Origin of the sequence: Methylobacterium nigriterrae (genome assembly GCF_037106235.1) — a bacterium.
In the GTDB taxonomy this organism is placed as follows: domain Bacteria; phylum Pseudomonadota; class Alphaproteobacteria; order Rhizobiales; family Beijerinckiaceae; genus Methylobacterium; species Methylobacterium nigriterrae.
Genome location: NZ_JBAWTG010000006.1, coordinates 83,340 through 101,134, shown reverse-complemented (window position 1 = coordinate 101,134; position 17,795 = coordinate 83,340). Strand labels below are relative to the sequence as shown.

The following is a 17,795-nucleotide window of genomic DNA, read 5'->3' as shown; positions in this document are numbered from 1 at the left end:
ATGGTGCCCAGGAAAGGACTCGAACCTTCACCTCTTGCGAGACTGGTACCTGAAACCAGCGCGTCTACCAATTCCGCCACCTGGGCCCGTCGACCGCGTGCGGTCGGCGTTGGCGTTCGTTTAGGGGGCGGCGGCGGAATCGTCAATCCGCGATTCCGCCCCGCTTGGCGGGCGTGGCCTCAATGCCACTCGCGGATGTCGACGAAGCGGCCGGCCACCGCGGCCGCGGCCGCCATCGCGGGCGAGACGAGGTGGGTGCGACCGCGCGGACCCTGGCGGCCCTCGAAGTTGCGGTTCGAGGTCGAGGCGCAGCGCTCCTCCGGCCGCAGCTTGTCCGGGTTCATGCCGAGGCACATGGAGCAGCCGGGCTCGCGCCAGTCGAAGCCCGCGGCCTTCAGCACCCGGTCGATGCCCTCGGCCTCGGCCTGCGCCTTCACGAGACCGGAGCCCGGCACCACCATGGCGGAGACGCTTGGGTGGACCTGACGGCCCTCCACCATACGGGCGACGACGCGCAGATCCTCGATGCGCCCGTTGGTGCAGGAGCCGATGAAGACCCGGTCGAGGGTGATGTCGGTCATCCTCGTGCCGGGCCGCAGGCCCATATAGGCCAGCGCCTGCTCCTTCGACTGCCGCTTGTTCTCGTCGGTGATCGCGGACGGATCCGGAACGCGGCCCTGGATCGAGACCACGTCCTCGGGGCTGGTGCCCCAGCTCACCAACGGGGGCAGGTCGCGCGCGTCGAGCCGCACCTCGCGGTCGAAATGGGCCCCCTCGTCGGTGACGAGGCTCTCCCAATAGGCCCGCGCCCGGTCGAAGGCCGCGCCCTTCGGCGCCTTCGGGCGATCCTTGACGTAGGCGTAGGTGGTGGCGTCGGGCGCCACCATGCCGGCGCGGGCGCCGCCCTCGATCGACATGTTGCAGATCGTCATCCGACCCTCCATCGAGAGGGCGCGGATCGCCTCGCCCGCGTACTCGATGACGTGGCCGGTGCCGCCCGCCGTGCCGATCTCGCCGATGATCGCCAGGATGATGTCCTTGGCCGTCACGCCGGGCGGCAGCGCGCCGTCGACCGTGACGCGCATGTTCTTGGCCTTCTTCTGCAGGAGGGTCTGCGTCGCCAGAACGTGCTCGACCTCGGACGTGCCGATGCCGTGCGCGAGCGCCCCGAAGGCGCCGTGCGTCGAGGTGTGCGAGTCGCCGCACACGATGGTCTGGCCCGGCAGCGTGAAGCCCTGCTCGGGGCCGATGATGTGCACGATGCCCTGGCGCCGGTCGAGCGCGTCGTAGAACTCGATGCCGAAGTCGCGCACGTTCTCGGCGAGCGCCTCGAGCTGCGTGCGGCTCTCCGGATCTTCGATGCCGAAGCGGCGGTCCGAGGTCTGGACGTTGTGGTCGACGACCGCGAGCGTCTTCTCGGGGTGGCGCACCCGGCGGCCGGCCGCCCGAAGCCCCTCGAACGCCTGCGGGCTCGTCACCTCGTGCACGAGGTGGCGGTCGATGTAGAGGAGGCTGGTGCCGTCCTGTTGGACATCGACGACGTGGTCGTCCCAGATCTTGTCGTAGAGGGTGCGCGGGGCGTTCATGGGTCTGGTCGCTTGCGTGGGTTGGCTCGCGGCGGGTGCCGTCCGTTCGTGGGCGTCGGCCTCTTTAGTAATGTTCGCGGGTCGGTTTCGGAAGTGGCTGATGGCGCGGCCGAGGCGGATGGCTGCCCGGATGCCCCCGCATGCAGGCCGGCCGCCGCTCGGACGCCTTCGCACCGCCGAGGACGCGCGCCGCGGCCGCCTCCGCGTCACGACGGCGCCCGCACCCGTCTTGCCGCGGGCAGCGCGGGCGACCATCATCGCGGCCCTGACCACGGCGGGCGCCCCCGGCCGCATGATCCGCCCGCGTCCGCGAGGAGCGTCGAGACCTTGCCCGCACCCGATATCCTGCTCCTCCGGCCCATGCAGGCGAGCGTGATGGAGGCGCTCGAGGCCGCCTTCGCGCTTCACCGGCTCGACACGGCAACCGACCCTTCCGCCCGCCTTGCCGAGATCGGGCCGCGCATCCGCGGGCTCGCGGTCAATGCCCACGCGCCGGTCGACCGCGCCCTGATGGAGCGCCTGCCCAACCTCGAGATCGTGTCGAGCTTCGGCGTCGGCTACGACACGATCGATGCGCGCGAGGCCGGGCGCCGGGGCGTCATCGTCACGAACACCCCGGATGTCCTGAGCGACGAGGTCGCCGATCTCGCGCTGGGACTTCTTCTCGCCACCGTGCGGCAGATCCCGCAGGCCGACCGGCACCTGCGCGAGGGGCGCTGGCCGCAGGGATCGTTCCCCCTCACGGCGACCCTGCGGGGGCGCACTGTCGGGATCCTCGGCCTCGGACGCATCGGGCGGGCGATCGCGCGCCGTCTCGAGGGCTTCGGCGTCGCCATCGCCTATCACGGCCGTCGCCGCCAGGAGGACGTGCCTTACGCCTATCACCCGACGCTCCTCGCGTTGGCGCGCGCCGTCCATCTCCTGATGGTCGTGGCGCCGGGCGGCCCCGAGACGAGCGGCATCGTCGATGCCGCGGTGCTGGACGCGCTCGGGCCCGACGGCATCCTGATCAACGTCGCGCGCGGCAGCCTCGTCGACGAGGCGGCGCTCATCGCCGCGCTTCAGGCCGGCACGATTCACGGCGCGGGGCTAGACGTCTTCGCCAACGAGCCGCACGTGCCGGAGGCGCTCAGTGCCCTCGGGCACACGGTGCTGCTGCCGCATGTCGGCTCCGGCTCGGTGCACACCCGGGCAGCCATGGGGCAGCTCGTTGTCGAGAACCTCGTCTCGTGGTTCTCCGGCAAGGGACCGGTGACGCCGGTCGCCGAGACGCCCTGGAGCGGCCGCACGTGAGGATCCGGTTCGCGGCCGCCCTTCTCGTGGCCTGCATCGTCATCGGCGCGGCGCGCGCGCAGGAACCGGAGCCGCGGGCGCCCGATCCGCCGCCCGACCCCTTCGTCCCGAGCCTGCCCGAGACCCTTGCCGGCGTCCCGGGCACCTGGGACCTGTCGCGGGACGGCAGCACCCGGCGCTGCGTGATGACGCTGACGAGCGAGAGCGGCGAGGCGGGCAAGCGCCTGCGCTTCCCGGCCGGCTGCCGCAAGGCGCTGCCGATCATGAACGCCATCGCGGGCTGGCTATTCGTCGACGGGGCCGTGCGTCTCGTCGACAGGAACGTGCGCCCGGTGCTGCTGTTCACCCGGCGGCCCGACCAGCGCAGCCTGCTGGCGCAGGCCGAGAGCGGCGAGGCCTACAGCCTCGTGCCGCTGCAGATCGCCGCGATGCGCCCGCCCGAGCCGACGCCCGAGCCCGCCGGCGCGCAGGCAGCCCGGGAGGCGCCGGCGGCCGAGCCGGGCGCGGCGCAGGTCCGGCCGGCTGCGCCGGAGCCGCCCTATGCGGGGCCGCGGCCCGCGCCGGGCGTCTATGCCCTCGACCGCTACCGGGAGAAGGACGTCTGCCGCCTGGAGCTGACGGGCGAGGCGGCGCCCGCGCCGGTGCACGTCCTCTCGGGCTGCCGCGACAGCGGACTCGAAGTGTTCGACCCGGTCTCCTGGCGCTTCACCTCGGGACGCCTGACCCTCAGCGCCAAGCGCGGGCACACGGTCAGCCTCGTGCCGACCGGGGACGGTGGCTGGCGGCGCGAGCCGGAAACCGGCACCACCTTCGTGCTGCGCCGCCTGGAGCCCTGAGCACGTCAGCCCGGCCCGAGATGATGCGCCTTCTGCGCCGGCAGCATCCGCTCGTGAACGCCGTCGCGCCGGATGGCGATATGCCAGACCGTGCCCGCCACGTGCAGGATCACGAGGGCGTAGGCCGCCCATTGGCCGACGCGGTGGACCTGCTCGAACAGGTGGTGCAGCCCCTCGTCCCGGGTGAAGCCCGGCACGGTGAAGAGCCAGAAATAGGGCGTACCCCGCCCGCCGTAGGCGCTCAGCAGATAGCCGCTGACCGGCATGATCAGGAACACGGCGTAGAGGAGCCAGTGGCTCGCCCGGGCGATCAGCGCGAGGCCGGCCGGGATCTTCGGATCCGGCGGCGCGGGCCGGACCATGCGCCAGAGGATGCGGGCGACCACCAGGGCCAGGATCGTCAGCCCCACCGACTTGTGCAGCACGAAGACCGGGCCCTTGCCCGGCGCGTCGCGCGCGAGACTCGTGCCGACCCAGGCGAGCGGCAGGACCGCCGCGACGAGGATCGCGGTGATCCAGTGCAGCGCCTGCGCGGTCGCGCCGTACTGGTGATGCTCAGGGGCGCGGGAGGCGACGGTCTCGGGCATCGGGCATGGCTCCGGGGCGTTCCGACGGGATGCCCGTGTAACCGGCCCGCGAGAAGCCGCGGGCGAATGAGGCTTTCGTGATCGTCACCGCCAAGCGGCGGTCAGAAAGCCGCGGTCAGATCGCCGCGGCCGGGTCTCCGTCCAGCGGTTTGCCGTCATCCTCGTCGCGCGGGCGGCGCCGGCTCGGGCGGCGCTCGAGGACCGAGCGCCCGAGCGCCCGGAACGGGGCGGTGAGGCGCCGCACGTCCTCGGCCCGCTCCATGAAGCGCTCGCCCTTGCGGATCTCCTTGTCGAGGCGCGCCATGGTGCGGGCGAGCGCGGGATCGTCGTCCTCGAGCCAGGTCTCGACGACGCGCGCGAAGGCGATCACGACGCCCTGCAGCTTCAGGCGCCCGAGGGGGCCCTCGGTGTCGATGCCGGCCGCCGCCAGCATGTAGCGGTGCGAGTTCAGGGCGACGCCGTTGAGGGCCAGCATCGAGAGCGGGTCGCCGCGCAGCGCGAAGGCGATCCGGCGCAAAGCCGGCTTGTAGGGCGTCATCGCGTCGAGGCGGCGCATCAGCACGTCGAACAGGCGCTCGCGGGTCGGCTCGTCGGCGAGGTCGGAATTGTCGCCCTCCAGCACCTTGCGGTCGATGATGCGGGAGAGGCCGCCGAGGACCGCCCCCTTCGAGGGGAACAGGTCGCGCAGCTCGGCGAGGCTCAGGTTCGCCTCGCGGGCGATGTCGCCGATCTCGATGTCGTTCCAGGGCTGCTCGGCCGCGAGCCGCATCAGGGCGTCGACGGCGGCCTCGCGCGGGGAGGGCTTCGGCGTCTGGGCAGCCTTCCTCTTCGTGCCGTCGCTCCTGCTGCCATCAGCCGACGGGCCTGCGGTCTTGTCCATGGCTTTCCGCTCCTCCTCGGTCGAAAAACCCTATCTAGGTGCCGGGTCCGCGTCGTGCAGGCCCGTGGGCGGGCATGCCGCACGGGTCTCAGCCGGAGAGCTCGCCCGCCCGGCGCCTGGCCGCCGCCACCGCCTCGCGCATCAGCGCGGGCAGGCCATCGTCCCGCATCAGCACGTCGAGGGCCGCCGCCGTGGTGCCGCCCGGGGAGGTGACGTTCCTCCGCAGCTGCGCGGCCTCGGTCGGGCTCGCGTCGAGGAGCGCGCCCGAGCCCGCGACCGTCGCGCGTGCGAGCCGGGCCGCGACCTCGGGCGGCAGCCCCGCGGCGACGCCCGCCTCGGCGAGCGCCTCGGCAAGCAGGAAGACGTAGGCCGGGCCCGAACCGGAGACGGCCGTGACGGCGTCGATCAGTCCCTCGTCGTCGAGCCACTCGACGAGGCCGGCGGCGGACAGGAGCGCGTCGGCGCCCGCCCTCTGCCCCGGCGTGACCTCGGGGCTCGCTGCGGCCCCGGTGGCGCCGCGCCCGATGCTGGCCGGCAGGTTCGGCATGGCCCGCACCACGGCGCGCGCGGCGGGCAGACGGCCCTTCAGGTCAGCGATGGTCTTGCCCGCCAGGATCGAGACGAGCAGCGTGTCGGGCCCGATCAGGGCGTCGACCGCGGCCGCGGCGGACTCGAGCCCCTGCGGCTTGATCGCCAGCACCACGGCCTCGGCAGCGGGCGGCCGCGCGGGATTGAGCAAGAGGCCGCGCGCGCGGCAGAGCTCGGCGATCTCGGGGGCCGGCGCGGGGTCGAGGATCGCGGTGCGCGCGGGGTCGAGCCCGCCCGCGAGCCAGCCGTCGAGCATGGCGCCGCCCATCTTGCCCGCGCCCACGAGGGTGAGCGAGGCCGGCAGGCCGGCGCGATGGTGGCCGTGGGATCCGCGCATCGGCTCGGGCCTCAGGCCTCGCCCTCGGTCTCGAACAGCACCGCGTCGAGGGCTTCCCGGGCGGACTTTCCGGCCCAGAGGACGAACTGGAAGGCCTGGTAGTAGCGCTCGCAGGCATCGACCGCGGATTTCAGCAGCAGCCCGCATTGCGGGTGGGTCGGGGCGATGCCGCCGGCGAGCAGCAGGGAGTGCCGGAACATCACGACGCTGTCCGACGACCACAGGTCGAAATGACCGATCCAGAGCTGCTCGTTGACGAGGGTGACGAGCTTCAGGATCTCCAGGCGGCGGCGCTCGGGCACCTTGAGGTCGAAGGCGCAGGCCACGTGCAGCGCCTCGACATCCTCGATCCACGTGAAGGCGACGTGGTAATCGGCCCAGCGACCCGCGACCGAGACCGACATCTCGTCGGTCTCGGCGCGGTCGAAGATCCAGTCGCGCAGCGAAGCGAGGCGCTCGACGACGTCGAGCGGGTGCTCGAGCCGGTCATGATCTTCGGTATCGACGTGGAGCTGGGTCATGAGAATCCAGGGCGCCGACCCGAATGAGCCGCCGCAGCATGATGAAGGACAAGCAAACCGGAACGTCGAGGCGCACCGCAGAAAGGTAAAGACCGGACCGGCAAGGTCCAGAGAATTGCGGTGAAAGCTTAGGCGTTCGCGGTCATCGGCGTACTCGGGCGAATCAGTTCGCTTCCGACTATAGACCGCCCCGGACTCGCGATTCAAAGCGGGGGTCGGGGCCGGTGAACAGGAAACCGGCTATCCACCGCTGCTTCCTGTGCACAATCCTCGACGCGCTCCGAGCCCTCTCGCGGAGCGCGGGACCCGGACCGAACGGCCTCGCCCTCAGACGGCTTCCGTGGTGCCGGCGCCCGCCTCCGGCCCGAGCTTCGCCTCGAGGGCGGTGACGCGGGCGGCGAGCGCGTCGTTCTGGGTGCGCAGGGTCGTGACGAGGTCGCGCAGCACGTCCACCTCCTCGCGCGAGGCGATGTCCATGTCGCGGATCAGGCGCTCGATCTGCCCGCGGACCATCGTCTCGGCCTCGCGCCGGACGCCCTGGGCCGCACCGGCGGCGTCGGTCATGATGCGGGCGAAGTCGTCGAACAGGCGGTTTGAGGTCTGCATCCTCGTCTCCCGGGGTCGGGCGCGCACCGTTGCGCCCTGATGAGCTCGCCGATCCGGCGATGCGCCGGGGTGATTCGGCGCGGCTCGGTCGGACATAGGAATCTGCGGACTCGGCGGCAATGCGGCCGGGCGCGGACGACGCGCTTTCCACAGGCGGCCCCGCTTGCGTTGCGGGTTGTGTCGTGAATGCGTGCGGGAAACAGCCTGTTACAATTCAGGCGCCGCCCCGGGGTTCGAATGATTGCCGACGCAGGGCATAACCGCCGATCGAGACTTGACAAATCCGGCCGATGACGACGAACCCGACGCCCCATATCCTCCTCGTCGAGGACGACCGCGAGATCAGCGCCCTCGTCGCCCGCTACCTGCGGGCGAACGAGTGCCGGGTCAGCCTCGCGGGAGACGGCCGGGAGATGGACCGCATGCTGTCCGATGCCCGCGTGGACCTGATCGTGCTCGACCTGATGCTGCCGGGCGAGGACGGGCTCAGCCTGTGCCGCCGCCTGCGCAGGTCCTCGACGATCCCGATCCTGATGCTGACCGCCAAGGCCGAGGAGATCGACCGCATCGTCGGGCTCGAACTCGGCGCCGACGATTACCTTGCCAAGCCCTTCAACCCGCGCGAGCTCCTGGCGCGGATCCGGGCGATTCTGCGCCGGGGCGCGGCAGCGGAGGCGCCGAGCGAGGACGGGACGCGCCGGCTGCACTTCGGGGGCTGGACCCTCGACGTCTCGCTCAGGCAGGTGCTGAGCCCGGAGGGCGCGCGCATCGCGATCACGGGCGCCGAGTTCGACCTGCTGCACGCCCTCTGCCTGCGGCCGGGGCGGGTGCTCTCGCGGGACCAGCTCCTCGACCTGACGCAGGGCCGGGCGGCCGGGCCGTTCGAGCGCAGCATCGACGTCCTGGTGAGCCGGATCCGCCAGAAGATCGAGCAGGATTCACGCAACCCCGAGATCATCCGCACGATCCGCTCGGGCGGCTACCTGTTCACCCCGGAGGTGACCCGCTCATGAGCGCTCACCCCGCGCTGGCGCGTCTCCTCGCCCGCCTGCGGCCCCGCAGCGTCGCGGGTCAGATCGCGCTCCTCGTCGTCGCGGCGATCGTGGTGGCGCACGCCGTCGCGACGCTGGCCTTCGTGCTGCTGCGCGAGCCCTGGCGCCCGGACGACCATCCGGGCGTCGCCGCCAACCGCCTCGCCACGGTGACGCGCCTCCTCGACGCGGCGGAGCCCGGCGAGCGCCCGGCGATCCTGCGCGGCGCCGCCGGCACGCTGCCGACCCTGCGCATCGCGCCCTGGGACGGCGCCGCGGCGAGCACCGAGACGGCGCTCGCCGCCCACCCGGTGGTGCAGCGCCTGCGCGACGGCTTCGGCCGGCCCCTCGCCATCACGAACCTGCCGGCCGCGGCCGCGCCGGGCCTGCTGCGCCTCGGCATCACGACGCCGGGGGGCGCGACCTTCCAGGCCAGCCTGCCCGACGATCCCCTGCGCCCCCCGAAGCAGGGTGCGATCATCTTCACCTTCGTGTTCCTTGGCCTGACGCTCGCGCTGCTCTCGGTTTGGGCGACGCGGGCGCTCACGGCGCCGCTCGCGCGGCTCGCGAGCGCGGCCGAGGCCTTCGGCACGCGCAACGACCGCATGGCGCTGCCCCAGCGCGGGCCCGAGGAGGTGCTCGCGGTCTCGCGCGCGCTCGACCGGATGCGCGAGCGGGTGCGGCGCCTGATCGACGACCGCACCCAGATGCTCGCGGCGATCAGCCACGACCTGCGCACCCCGATCACCCGGCTGCGCCTGCGCGCGGAATTCATCGAGGACGACCATGCCCGCACCATGATGCTGCGGGACCTCGACCAGATGAACGGCCTCGTCGAGGCCGCTCTCTCCTTCGTGCGCGACGGCCAGGGCGGCGCGGCCGGCACGACCGCCCTCGTCGACCTCGCCTCCGTGGTGCAGACGGTCTGCGACGGCTTCAGCGATGTCGGCGCGGATGTGCGCGTCGCGTGCAGCCGCCACGTGCTGGTGCGGGGCCGCCCCGACGAGCTGCAGCGGGCGGTCACCAATCTCGTGGACAATGCCGTGAAGTACGGCGGCGCGGCGGTGCTGCGCATGGAGGCGACCCCGCGCGGGATCGCCGTCGAGGTCCGCGATCCCGGACCCGGCATCGCGGAGGCCGAGCGGGACGCCATGCTCCAGCCCTTCGTGCGGGGCGACCGCGCCCGCAACCTCAACGAGGCGAGCGGCTTCGGCCTCGGCCTCTCGATCGTGCTCGCCATCGTGGAGGCCCATAACGGGCGCCTGACCCTGACGAACCGCCCGGAGGGCGGGCTCAGCGCGCGCATCGAGCTGCCGCTGGCCGCGCAGGGCGCGCCGGCCCCGTCCGTCGAGCCCCCTCCACCGGCCCAGGCGGCCGAGTGAACCCGACGTCCGCTTCGATCGGACGGATGCCGCATCAGAATTCCATGTCGAGCTCCTCGATCTCCTCGGGCTCGCGCGCGGCGTCCTCCGCCCACTCGGTCATCAGCGGCCAGGACAGGATCAGGTCGCGGTAGGCGGCGGCGAACGGCGGCAGCGACACGTCGTAGGTGCGGAAGCGCGTGCAGACCGGCGCGTACATGGCGTCGGCGAGGCTCGGGCGCGCGCCGAACAGATAGGGTCCGTCGGTGCGGCCGAGGCACGCGTCGAAGATCGCCACGATCCGGTCGATGTCGCCCCGGGCGCCGTTGAAGATCCTGAAGTGCGGGTGATGCGCCCGGAGGTTCATCGGCAGGGCCGAGCGCAGGTTGATGAACCCGCCGTGCATCTCGCCCGAGATCGACCGGCAATGCGCGCGCGCGACCGCGTCCTCGGGCAGGAAGCCCGCCCGCGGGACGGTCTCGTTGAGATATTCCGCGATGGCCAGGGTGTCCCAGACGACCACGTCTCCGTGGCGCAGGCGCGGCACCAGGAACGAGGGCGAGAGGTGCAGGAGCTCCGCGCGGGTCGAGGCGTCGGCGCCCGACAGAACCTCCGTCTCGAAATCGAGCCCGGCCATCCGGCAGATCAGCCATCCGCGCAGCGACCACGACGAGTAGTTCCGGCTCGAGATCGTGAGCGTCGCCGCGGCCATCGTGGTCCCCTCGGATCGGTGTTCCTTGTCCGGGCCCGATCCAAGACTCGTGCCGCGGGTGATGCCGCAAACCCCGGCATCCCCAGGCGGGATCCACGGCGGCGGCGATCGGCCTTGACAGGATCAGCAGGTCTGAAACGTTGCAAGCTCAACCATTCCGGGCACGGTGCCCGGAACGGACCATGGCACGGGACGTGCAGTCGGATGTCGGGTGATGCGCCAGAACCACTATCCCCCGGCCTCGTACTTTTGGCCTGTTGCGACGTTTCCGCGCCCGGCTAATCCTTAGCGCGCAATGAATATGCAGCGCACAGAGGCGTGGCTGCCCACTCCTTCAGCCGTGAGCGCCCCGTCGTCGGGCCGATCGTGCATGCGAGCCCGCCCGATGCTGTACGACGCCTTCGAGGTGCAATCCGACCTCGCCGAGCAGACCCGGGCCTGGGGGCGCGTCCTCCACGACGCGATCTCGCCGTGGACGCAGGCCGGCTACCGCGAGCCCGTGAACTGGTGGTCGGCGGGCGCCCGCATGATGATGCGGGCCGGGCTCTCCTTCAGCCGGCCGGCCTACGGGATCGATGCCGTGCCGGTCGGGAACCGCGACGTGCCGGTGACCGAGGAGCCGGTGCTCGCCACGCCGTTCGGGACGCTCCTGCGCTTCCGCAAGGACATCGCCTCCGAGCAGCCAAAGGTGCTGGTGGTGGCGCCGCTCTCGGGCCATTTCGCGACGCTCCTGCGCGGGACCGTCCGCACCCTGCTGCCCGACCACGACGTCTACATCACCGACTGGCACAATGCCCGCGACGTGCCGGTCTCGGCCGGGCCCTTCGGCTTCGACGATTACGTCGACCATCTCGTGCAGTTCCTCGAGACGATGGGCGAGGGCTCGCACCTCCTCGCGGTCTGCCAGCCGGCGGTGCAGGCCCTGGTGGCCTCGGCGGTGATGGCGCAGACCCGGAACCCGGCGGCCCCCCGCAGCATGACGCTGATGGCCGGCCCGGTCGATTGCCGCATCAGCCCGACCGCGGTGAACGAGCTCGCCACCTCGAAGCCGATCACGTGGTTCGAGCAGAACCTGATCGCGACCGTGCCGCGCCGCCACAAGGGCGCGGGTCGCCGTGTCTATCCGGGCTTCGTGCAGGTCTCGGCCTTCCTGTCGATGAACGCCAGGCGTCATATGCAGGGCCATGCGGACCTGTTCTGGCACCTCGCCCATGGCGAGACCGAGAAGGCGCGGGCGATCGAGACCTTCTATGACGAGTATTTCGCGGTGCTCGATTTGCCGGCCGAGTTCTACCTCGAGACCGTGAAGACGGTCTTCCAGGACTACACGCTCGCCAAGAACGAGCTCACCTACCGGGGCAACCCGCTCGACATGCGGGCGGTCCGGCGCACGGCCCTGATGACGGTCGAGGGCGAGCGCGACGACATCTGCGCCGTGGGGCAGACCATGGCGGCCCACGATCTCTGCACCAGCCTGCCCCCCCACATGAAAAGCCATCACCTGCAGGCCGGCGTCGGCCATTACGGCGTGTTCTCGGGCCGCAGATGGGAGGCGCAGACCTACCCGCTCGTGCGCAACTTCATCCAGTCCCACAACTGAGGCGAGACCCGGTCGATCGGAGGTCGCCGGCGGCGTCCGGCGAGTGTGGCTTGGCGAGTGTGGCTTGGCGGCCGCGTCCCGGGATCGCGCGCGTTCCGGCCGCACACCCGGTTGGAAGTCGACCCGGCATCGTGTATGAGCCTGCCCCAGGTGTCGTTTTACGCGCCGATTCGAGACTGTTCGATCGACGTCCCTCCCGGGATTTCCCGGGCCAGGGGCGTTTGTCGGTTTCCCCGTACAAGGGGGCTCGGGCCGGGCGCGAACCGAAACAGATCGTTCTAGAGGATCAAGACCGTTGCAGGTACTCGTTCGCGACAACAACGTCGATCAGGCGCTCCGCGTCCTCAAGAAGAAGATGCAGCGCGAAGGCATCTTCCGTGAGATGAAGCAGCGCAAGGCTTACGAGAAGCCGTCCGTGCGCAAGGCGCGCGAGAAGGCCGAGGCCGTCCGCCGCGCCCGCAAGCAGGCCCGCAAGACCGCGATCCGCGAGGGTCTGATCGCCGCTCCGAAGCCGAAGCCCCGCTTCGGCGCCGGCGGCCCGCGTCGTCCCGGCATGCCCTCCGCGAGCCCGGCTGCGCCGCAGCAGGCCCCCGCCGCCGCGTCCTGAGACGCCCCGCTGCCGGTCTCCGGCAGCCCCGCCGGCTCCGAACAGGCCCGGCCGCTCACCGCGGCACGGGCCTTTTCGCGTTCAGCGGCCGGTCACGCCGCGCGCGCGGCGACGGTGGCGTGCTCGGCCTGGACCAGCACGTCGAACGCGCGCCAGGGCTTCTGCATGAACACGGCGTGCTCGGGCATCCGCGCGTTGCGGCCCTCGTCGTAGCCCGAGGTGACGATCACCCGCACCTCCGGCCAGCGCTGCTCGACGGTGCGGGCGAGCGAGATCCCGTCCATGGCGCCGGGCAGGCGCACGTCGGCGAAGAGCAGGGCGACGTTGACGTCGGCGCGCTCCAGCACGGAGATCGCCGCCTCGGCGCTCTCGCAAGCGATCACGTCGAGATCCGTCTCCTCGAGGACGGCCGCAGCGAGGTTGCGGACCGCGGCGTCGTCCTCGACCACGAGTGCGACGGGACAGTCGGGCAGAGCTTGGCCCATGAAGCCTCCTTATCCGGATGATCGGTGTGATGCCTGAGGGCGCGGCCACGAATCGGGCCGCTGCTCCGGCGGAGATGCTGCGCCGGCCTGCGTCAACGGGCAAGAGTCCGGTTCGGTCCCGCACGCATGCCTGTTTTTCAGGCGACGCGCGGCTCCGGGCCTGATCCACCCGCTTCTTCGCGCCTTCCGCGAACCTGCCATCACTTGGCCATCGCTTGAGCGAACTCGGCGGATACGCTCAAAGTCGGGGCATGTTGCGGTGCATTAACGAACTGTTCACCGCGCAAGCCTGAGTGTTACAGTCCGGTGACGGCGTGCTCTCGCGAACGGAACACGGCTTGCTAGGCGAGCCGCGAGAGCCCGCCGCGCGATCGTCAGGGGGTATCAGTCAGCCATGTGCCGTTTCCTCGCCTATAGCGGTGATCCGGTCTTCCTCTCCGACCTCGTCTGCGCACCCACGCACTCGCTGGTGCACCAATCCCTCCACGCCTCCGAGGCGAAGACCGAGACGAACGGCGACGGCTTCGGCATCGGCTGGTACGGCGACAGGCCCGATCCCGGCATCTATCGGGACGTCTCACCGGCCTGGTCCGACGAGAACCTGGTCAATCTCTGTCAGCAGGTCCGCGCCCGCACCTTCTTCGCGCATGTGCGCGCCTCGACCGGCACGGCGACGACGCGGGCGAACTGCCACCCCTTCGTGCACGGCCGGCATATGTTCATGCATAACGGCCAGATCGGCGGCTATCACCGGATCAAGCGCCGGCTCGAGGCCCTGATCCCGGACGCGCTCTACGACGGGCGCCGCGGCACCACCGATTCCGAGGCGATCTTCCTCCTGGCACTCGGCAACGGCCTGATCGAGCGGCCGATCGCCGCCATGGCCGAGACGCTCGCCACCGTGCGCGACCTGATGCAGGCGGCCGGCATCACCGAGCCCCTGCGCTTCACCGCCCTCCTCACCGACGGCGACAGCCTGACCGCCTTCCGCTGGGCCTGCGACGGGCGTCCGCCGAGCCTCTACTACCGCGAGACCGAGGCCGGCCTCATCGTGGTCTCGGAGCCCATCGACGGCTGCCGCGAGGGCTGGCAGGTGGTTCCGAAGGGCGGCACCCTGCAGGCGCGGCGCGGCGAACGCGCCCGCGTGCTCGGCCCGGATGCGATGCCGGAGCGGATCGCGGCCTGAGCGGCGGCGCGCCGGTCTCACGCACGGCGATCCATGCCCGGACGGCGCTTGCTCCCGGGCCGCGAAGGGCCGACAACGCGCCCTGCCGGCGACGGGCGCCGGCCGAGCAGGGATGATCGCGCTTCATGTATCCGGATGTCGATCTGCACATCGCCGGCACGTGGTCGGCAGGCTCCGCGGGTGAGCGGCTGCCGATCCTGAACCCGGCCAGCGGCGAGACCATCGGGCAGCTCGCCGTCGCGACGCGCCAGGATCTCGATCGGGCGCTCGAGGCGGCCGAGCGGGGTTTCGCCGCCTGGCGCAAGGTCTCGCCGATCGAGCGCTCGAAGATCCTGCGGCGCGCCGCCGACCTGCTGCGGGAGCGGGTCGAGGACATCGCCCGCACCATGACGCTGGAGCAGGGCAAGCCGCTCGCCGAGGCGCGGATGGAGACGCAGATCGCCGCCGACGTCACCGACTGGTTCGCGGAAGAGGGCAAGCGGACATACGGGCGCGTCATCCCGGCCCGCCAGGACGGCGTGATGCAGTTCGTGGTGCGCGAGCCCGTCGGGCCGGTCGCCTGCTTCACCCCCTGGAACTTCCCGATCAACCAGGCCGTGCGCAAGATCGCGGCCGCCCTCTGCACGGGCTGCTCGGTGATCCTGAAGGGCGCGGAGGACACGCCGGCCTCCTGCGCCGCCCTCGTGCGGGCCTATCTCGACGCCGGCGTGCCGGGCGACGCGCTCTCCCTCGTCTTCGGCGACCCGGCCGCGATCTCGTCCTACCTGATCCCGCACCCCGTCATCCGGAAGATCTCGTTCACGGGCTCGACCGCGGTCGGCAAGGAGCTCGCCGCGCTCGCGGGCCGCCACATGAAGCGGGTGACGATGGAGCTCGGCGGGCACGCGCCCGCCATCGTGTTCGAGGATGCCGACGTCGAGAAGGCGGTCTCGGTGCTCGGCGCCAACAAGTTCCGCAATGCCGGCCAGGTCTGCGTCGCGCCGACCCGCTTCCTCGTCCACGAGAGCGTGTTCGACCGCTTCGTCGACGGGTTCGTGTCGCTCGCCGAGGGGCTGAAGGTCGGCGACGGGCTCGATCCGGACAGCAAGATGGGCCCGCTGATCCACGGGCGCCGGCTCGACGCCATGGAGGCGCTCACCGCCGACGCGACCGCGCAGGGCGCGACCCTGCGCACCGGCGGCAAGCGCATCGGTAACCGGGGCAACTTCTTCGAGCCGACCGTCTTCACCGACGTGCCGCTCTCGGCCCGCATCATGAACGAGGAGCCGTTCGGACCGGTCGCGGCGGTGCAGCGCTTCAGGGACGACGAGGCCGCGCTCGCGGAAGCCAACCGCCTGCCCTACGGGCTCGCGGCCTACGCCTATACCCGCTCGGCCGAGCGCGCCGCCAAGGTCGCGGCCCGGATCGAGAGCGGCATGCTCGGCATCAACCACCACGGCCTCGCGGTGCCCGAGACGCCCTTCGGCGGCGTCAAGGATTCGGGCTACGGCAGCGAGGGCGGCGCCGAGGCGCTCGAGGGCTACCTCGTGACGAAGTTCGTCAGCCAGGCAGGCGCCTGAGCCCCGCGGTCGCGGGCGGCCCGCTCCGCCCGGATCCGGCCGGGGCCGAGCCCCATCAGTAATGCGGCGGCGGCGGCTCCGGCGCGCGCGGATCGACCCGCGCGGCGGCTTCCTCGACCTGCGCGGTCAGGGCCGCGACCTGACGGCTGAGCCGGTCGATGATCCGCCACTGCTCGGTGATGGTCCGGTTCAGGTCCTCGATCACCGCGTCCTGCTCGGTCAGCCGCATCTCCAGGCGGTCGATGCGGGCGCTGTCGTCGGTCATCGCCGATCCCCCGGCAGGGCAAGCCGATCCCCCGGCAGGGCAAGCTGAGCCCCCGGCAGGGCAAGCTGAGCCTCCGGCAGGGCAAGCTGAGCCTCCGGCAGGGATGGGATGGCCCCCGGCGGGGATCGCAGAGCCTCCGGCGGGTGGTCGGGCCGCTCGCCGAGGCCGTGGCCCAGCGCGATGCGGCCGTCGAACACGAAGCAGTCGCCGCGCCAGCGGCTCTCGGCCTCCGGAACGGTCTCCAGATACTTGAGGATGCCGCCCTGCAGGAGGTGCACTGTCGCGAATCCCCTGCCCCTGAGATACGCGCCGGCCTTCTCGCAGCGGATGCCGCCGGTGCAGAACAGGGCGATCTCGGGCTGGTCGGCCGGATCGAGGGCATCCGCGTAGGCGCGGAAATCGCTGAAGCGGGCGAGCCCCGGGTCCTCCGCGCCCGCGAAGCTGCCGAGCGCCACCTCGAAGGCGTTGCGGGTGTCGACGAGGCGCAATCCCGGCCGGTCGAGCAGCGCGTTCCAGTCCTCGGGCGCGACCCGGTTGCCGACATCCCCGGTCGGGTCGGTGGCGCCGGCGTCGAAGGTGACGATCTCGGGCTTCAGCTTCACCTTCATGCGCCGGAAGGGCGGCGCCTCCGCCCGCGACAGCTTGCATTCGAGCGCGTCGAGCCGGCCGCCGAGGAGCGGGCCGGTGCGGAGCGCGGCGAGGAAGGCGTCGATGGCGGCGCCCTCGCCCGCCACCGTGCCGTTGATGCCCTCGCGGGCGAGGAGCAGCGTGCCGGTGAGCCTCAGCCCGTCGCAGAGCGCCTGGAGTGGCCCGACCAAGCTGTCCGCGTCGGGCAGCGGCGTGAACTGGTAGAGGGCGGCAACGGTGTGGGTCATCGGGCGGGGTTTAGCCCTTCATGTAATTGATTGCGACCCTGGTCTCCAAGCGGAACATTGGCTCAGCAACTCCCTTAAGGAATGTATTCATGACATAGGAGCGAAGTGGGATATCGCACTGGAAATCGCCTTCTGGAAAAAGCAAATGTCGCATCGCTATGATCAAGATATAATTGGAATTAGGTCGGAATTAGATGCTGTTGATTTACAAATTAGTATAAATCGACTTCTCTTACTTTTCAAGGATTATACTCCTGATCAACCTCGCGCTCCTGCAGGGCAAGCTGATGGCGGACAATGGATAAGCGTCGGCGATCCTACAGAAAGCGCCGAGATCGACTCGATGGGTTCGATCAAGCCGCAGAATATTAACAATAGCAGCCAAGAGTTTTGCGATGATCAATACAAAAGAGATATTTTTCAGTGCAGGATGGTGGGTCTTAGAAGTTGTTATGCCCAAGCGATGGTCAGCCTAATCGCTTGCGAAAGAGGCAATCCGATTCCGCCCCTAAACTATTGAGCGTCAAATGATTATTGCAGAGCGAATTATCTACTTCCTGGAATCAAACGCAAAAAAGGCTATATCGATAAAAATATCTATACCAGAATCGGATGGCAGTTCATGGGTTTGTCATTATGAAATTGATTGGCCAGACCACCCTCGCAAGAGCTTTGCAGCAGGAATTGACTCGGTTCAGGCACTCCACCTCGCATTACAAAAGATTGGTATAGATATATATATGAGCAAATACCATCAAACCGGTAATCTATACTGGGAAAGCCCAAATAATGGATATGGCTTCCCAATACCTAAAGATGGATGCGATCTTCTAGTTGGAACCGACAATGTGTTCGAAGGTTGATCTTTAGGTGTCCCGCA

20 protein-coding genes and 1 tRNA gene are annotated in these 17,795 nt (G+C 70.4%); 10 read left to right on the top strand and 11 right to left on the bottom strand.

Features of this window, described 5'->3' with window-relative positions; all coding sequences use genetic code 11:
- Position 1: 1 nt before the first annotated feature.
- Positions 2-86: transfer RNA gene (locus WDW90_RS06315), tRNA-Leu, on the bottom strand.
- A gap of 93 nt (positions 87-179) precedes the next feature.
- Complete coding sequence (gene leuC / locus WDW90_RS06310) at positions 180-1,586, bottom strand: 3-isopropylmalate dehydratase large subunit (RefSeq protein ID WP_336486472.1); 1,407 nt, start codon at positions 1,584-1,586, stop codon at positions 180-182.
- 327 nt (positions 1,587-1,913) lie between these two features.
- On the opposite strand from leuC, the gene WDW90_RS06305 reads away from it, so the two are divergent.
- Positions 1,914-2,879, top strand: a complete 966-nt coding sequence (locus tag WDW90_RS06305) for a 2-hydroxyacid dehydrogenase (RefSeq protein ID WP_336486471.1) — start codon at positions 1,914-1,916, stop codon at positions 2,877-2,879.
- Positions 2,876-3,715, top strand: a complete 840-nt coding sequence (locus WDW90_RS06300) for an AprI/Inh family metalloprotease inhibitor (RefSeq protein WP_336486470.1) — start codon at positions 2,876-2,878, stop codon at positions 3,713-3,715. Before WDW90_RS06305 ends, WDW90_RS06300 begins: the two co-directional genes overlap by 4 nt.
- Positions 3,716-3,720: 5 nt before the next feature.
- On the opposite strand, the gene WDW90_RS06295 is transcribed toward WDW90_RS06300, so the two are convergent.
- The 5 genes from WDW90_RS06295 to WDW90_RS06275 form a co-directional block, all read right to left on the bottom strand.
- Positions 3,721-4,302 (bottom strand): cytochrome b, encoded by a 582-nt coding sequence (locus WDW90_RS06295; protein ID WP_336486469.1) that lies wholly within the window; start codon positions 4,300-4,302, stop codon positions 3,721-3,723.
- Positions 4,303-4,417: 115 nt separating this feature from the next.
- The gene (locus WDW90_RS06290) at positions 4,418-5,182 is read right to left on the bottom strand and encodes a TetR/AcrR family transcriptional regulator (RefSeq protein WP_336486467.1); all 765 of its coding nucleotides are present in this window, start codon (positions 5,180-5,182) and stop codon (positions 4,418-4,420) included.
- A gap of 88 nt (positions 5,183-5,270) precedes the next feature.
- Complete coding sequence (gene proC / locus WDW90_RS06285) at positions 5,271-6,107, bottom strand: pyrroline-5-carboxylate reductase (protein ID WP_336486466.1); 837 nt, start codon at positions 6,105-6,107, stop codon at positions 5,271-5,273.
- 11 nt (positions 6,108-6,118) lie between these two features.
- Complete coding sequence (locus tag WDW90_RS06280; protein WP_336486465.1) at positions 6,119-6,628, bottom strand: type III secretion system chaperone family protein; 510 nt, start codon at positions 6,626-6,628, stop codon at positions 6,119-6,121.
- A 327-nt stretch (positions 6,629-6,955) separates the two neighbouring features.
- Positions 6,956-7,234 (bottom strand): accessory factor UbiK family protein, encoded by a 279-nt coding sequence (locus WDW90_RS06275; protein ID WP_336486464.1) that lies wholly within the window; start codon positions 7,232-7,234, stop codon positions 6,956-6,958.
- A 290-nt stretch (positions 7,235-7,524) separates the two neighbouring features.
- Between WDW90_RS06275 and WDW90_RS06270 the strand changes: the two genes are divergently transcribed.
- Together WDW90_RS06270 and WDW90_RS06265 are read left to right on the top strand one after the other, a co-directional pair.
- Complete coding sequence (locus tag WDW90_RS06270) at positions 7,525-8,247, top strand: response regulator (RefSeq protein ID WP_336486463.1); 723 nt, start codon at positions 7,525-7,527, stop codon at positions 8,245-8,247.
- Positions 8,244-9,647 carry an ATP-binding protein gene (locus tag WDW90_RS06265; protein WP_336486462.1) on the top strand — a complete coding sequence of 468 codons (1,404 nt, stop codon included), beginning with the start codon at positions 8,244-8,246 and terminating at the stop codon, positions 9,645-9,647. Before WDW90_RS06270 ends, WDW90_RS06265 begins: the two co-directional genes overlap by 4 nt.
- A gap of 34 nt (positions 9,648-9,681) precedes the next feature.
- Here WDW90_RS06265 and WDW90_RS06260 read toward each other — a convergent pair whose 3' ends face one another.
- Entirely contained in the window at positions 9,682-10,338 is a 657-nt protein-coding gene (locus tag WDW90_RS06260; protein WP_336486461.1) for a glutathione S-transferase family protein, read from the bottom strand.
- Between the two features lie 385 nt (positions 10,339-10,723).
- Here WDW90_RS06260 and WDW90_RS06255 point away from each other — a divergent pair, with 385 nt between their 5' ends.
- Together WDW90_RS06255 and rpsU are read left to right on the top strand one after the other, a co-directional pair.
- On the top strand, positions 10,724-11,938 hold the full coding sequence (locus WDW90_RS06255; protein WP_336486460.1) for a polyhydroxyalkanoate depolymerase: 1,215 nt from the start codon (positions 10,724-10,726) through the stop codon (positions 11,936-11,938).
- A gap of 295 nt (positions 11,939-12,233) precedes the next feature.
- The gene (gene rpsU / locus WDW90_RS06250; RefSeq protein ID WP_336486459.1) at positions 12,234-12,545 is read left to right on the top strand and encodes a 30S ribosomal protein S21; all 312 of its coding nucleotides are present in this window, start codon (positions 12,234-12,236) and stop codon (positions 12,543-12,545) included.
- Positions 12,546-12,637: 92 nt separating this feature from the next.
- On the opposite strand, the gene WDW90_RS06245 is transcribed toward rpsU, so the two are convergent.
- Positions 12,638-13,030, bottom strand: coding sequence for a response regulator (locus tag WDW90_RS06245; RefSeq protein ID WP_336486458.1), 393 nt, complete (start codon positions 13,028-13,030; stop codon positions 12,638-12,640).
- A 394-nt stretch (positions 13,031-13,424) separates the two neighbouring features.
- On the opposite strand from WDW90_RS06245, the gene WDW90_RS06240 reads away from it, so the two are divergent.
- Together WDW90_RS06240 and WDW90_RS06235 are read left to right on the top strand one after the other, a co-directional pair.
- The gene (locus tag WDW90_RS06240; RefSeq protein WP_336486457.1) at positions 13,425-14,216 is read left to right on the top strand and encodes a class II glutamine amidotransferase; all 792 of its coding nucleotides are present in this window, start codon (positions 13,425-13,427) and stop codon (positions 14,214-14,216) included.
- Between the two features lie 125 nt (positions 14,217-14,341).
- Positions 14,342-15,775 carry an NAD-dependent succinate-semialdehyde dehydrogenase gene (locus WDW90_RS06235; RefSeq protein WP_336486456.1) on the top strand — a complete coding sequence of 478 codons (1,434 nt, stop codon included), beginning with the start codon at positions 14,342-14,344 and terminating at the stop codon, positions 15,773-15,775.
- Between the two features lie 55 nt (positions 15,776-15,830).
- Here the strand turns inward: WDW90_RS06235 and WDW90_RS06230 are convergent, their stop codons facing one another.
- Positions 15,831-16,040: a SlyX family protein gene (locus WDW90_RS06230; RefSeq protein ID WP_336486455.1), complete on the bottom strand. Its 210-nt coding sequence runs from the start codon at positions 16,038-16,040 to the stop codon at positions 15,831-15,833.
- Positions 16,037-16,915: an oxygen-dependent tRNA uridine(34) hydroxylase TrhO gene (gene trhO, locus WDW90_RS06225; protein ID WP_336486454.1), complete on the bottom strand. Its 879-nt coding sequence runs from the start codon at positions 16,913-16,915 to the stop codon at positions 16,037-16,039. Before trhO ends, WDW90_RS06230 begins: the two co-directional genes overlap by 4 nt.
- Here trhO and WDW90_RS06220 point away from each other — a divergent pair.
- Positions 16,905-17,435: a hypothetical protein gene (locus WDW90_RS06220; RefSeq protein ID WP_336486452.1), complete on the top strand. Its 531-nt coding sequence runs from the start codon at positions 16,905-16,907 to the stop codon at positions 17,433-17,435. The genes trhO and WDW90_RS06220 overlap by 11 nt on opposite strands.
- A gap of 7 nt (positions 17,436-17,442) precedes the next feature.
- The gene (locus tag WDW90_RS06215; RefSeq protein ID WP_336486451.1) at positions 17,443-17,778 is read left to right on the top strand and encodes a DUF6968 family protein; all 336 of its coding nucleotides are present in this window, start codon (positions 17,443-17,445) and stop codon (positions 17,776-17,778) included.
- Positions 17,779-17,795 lie beyond the last annotated feature (17 nt).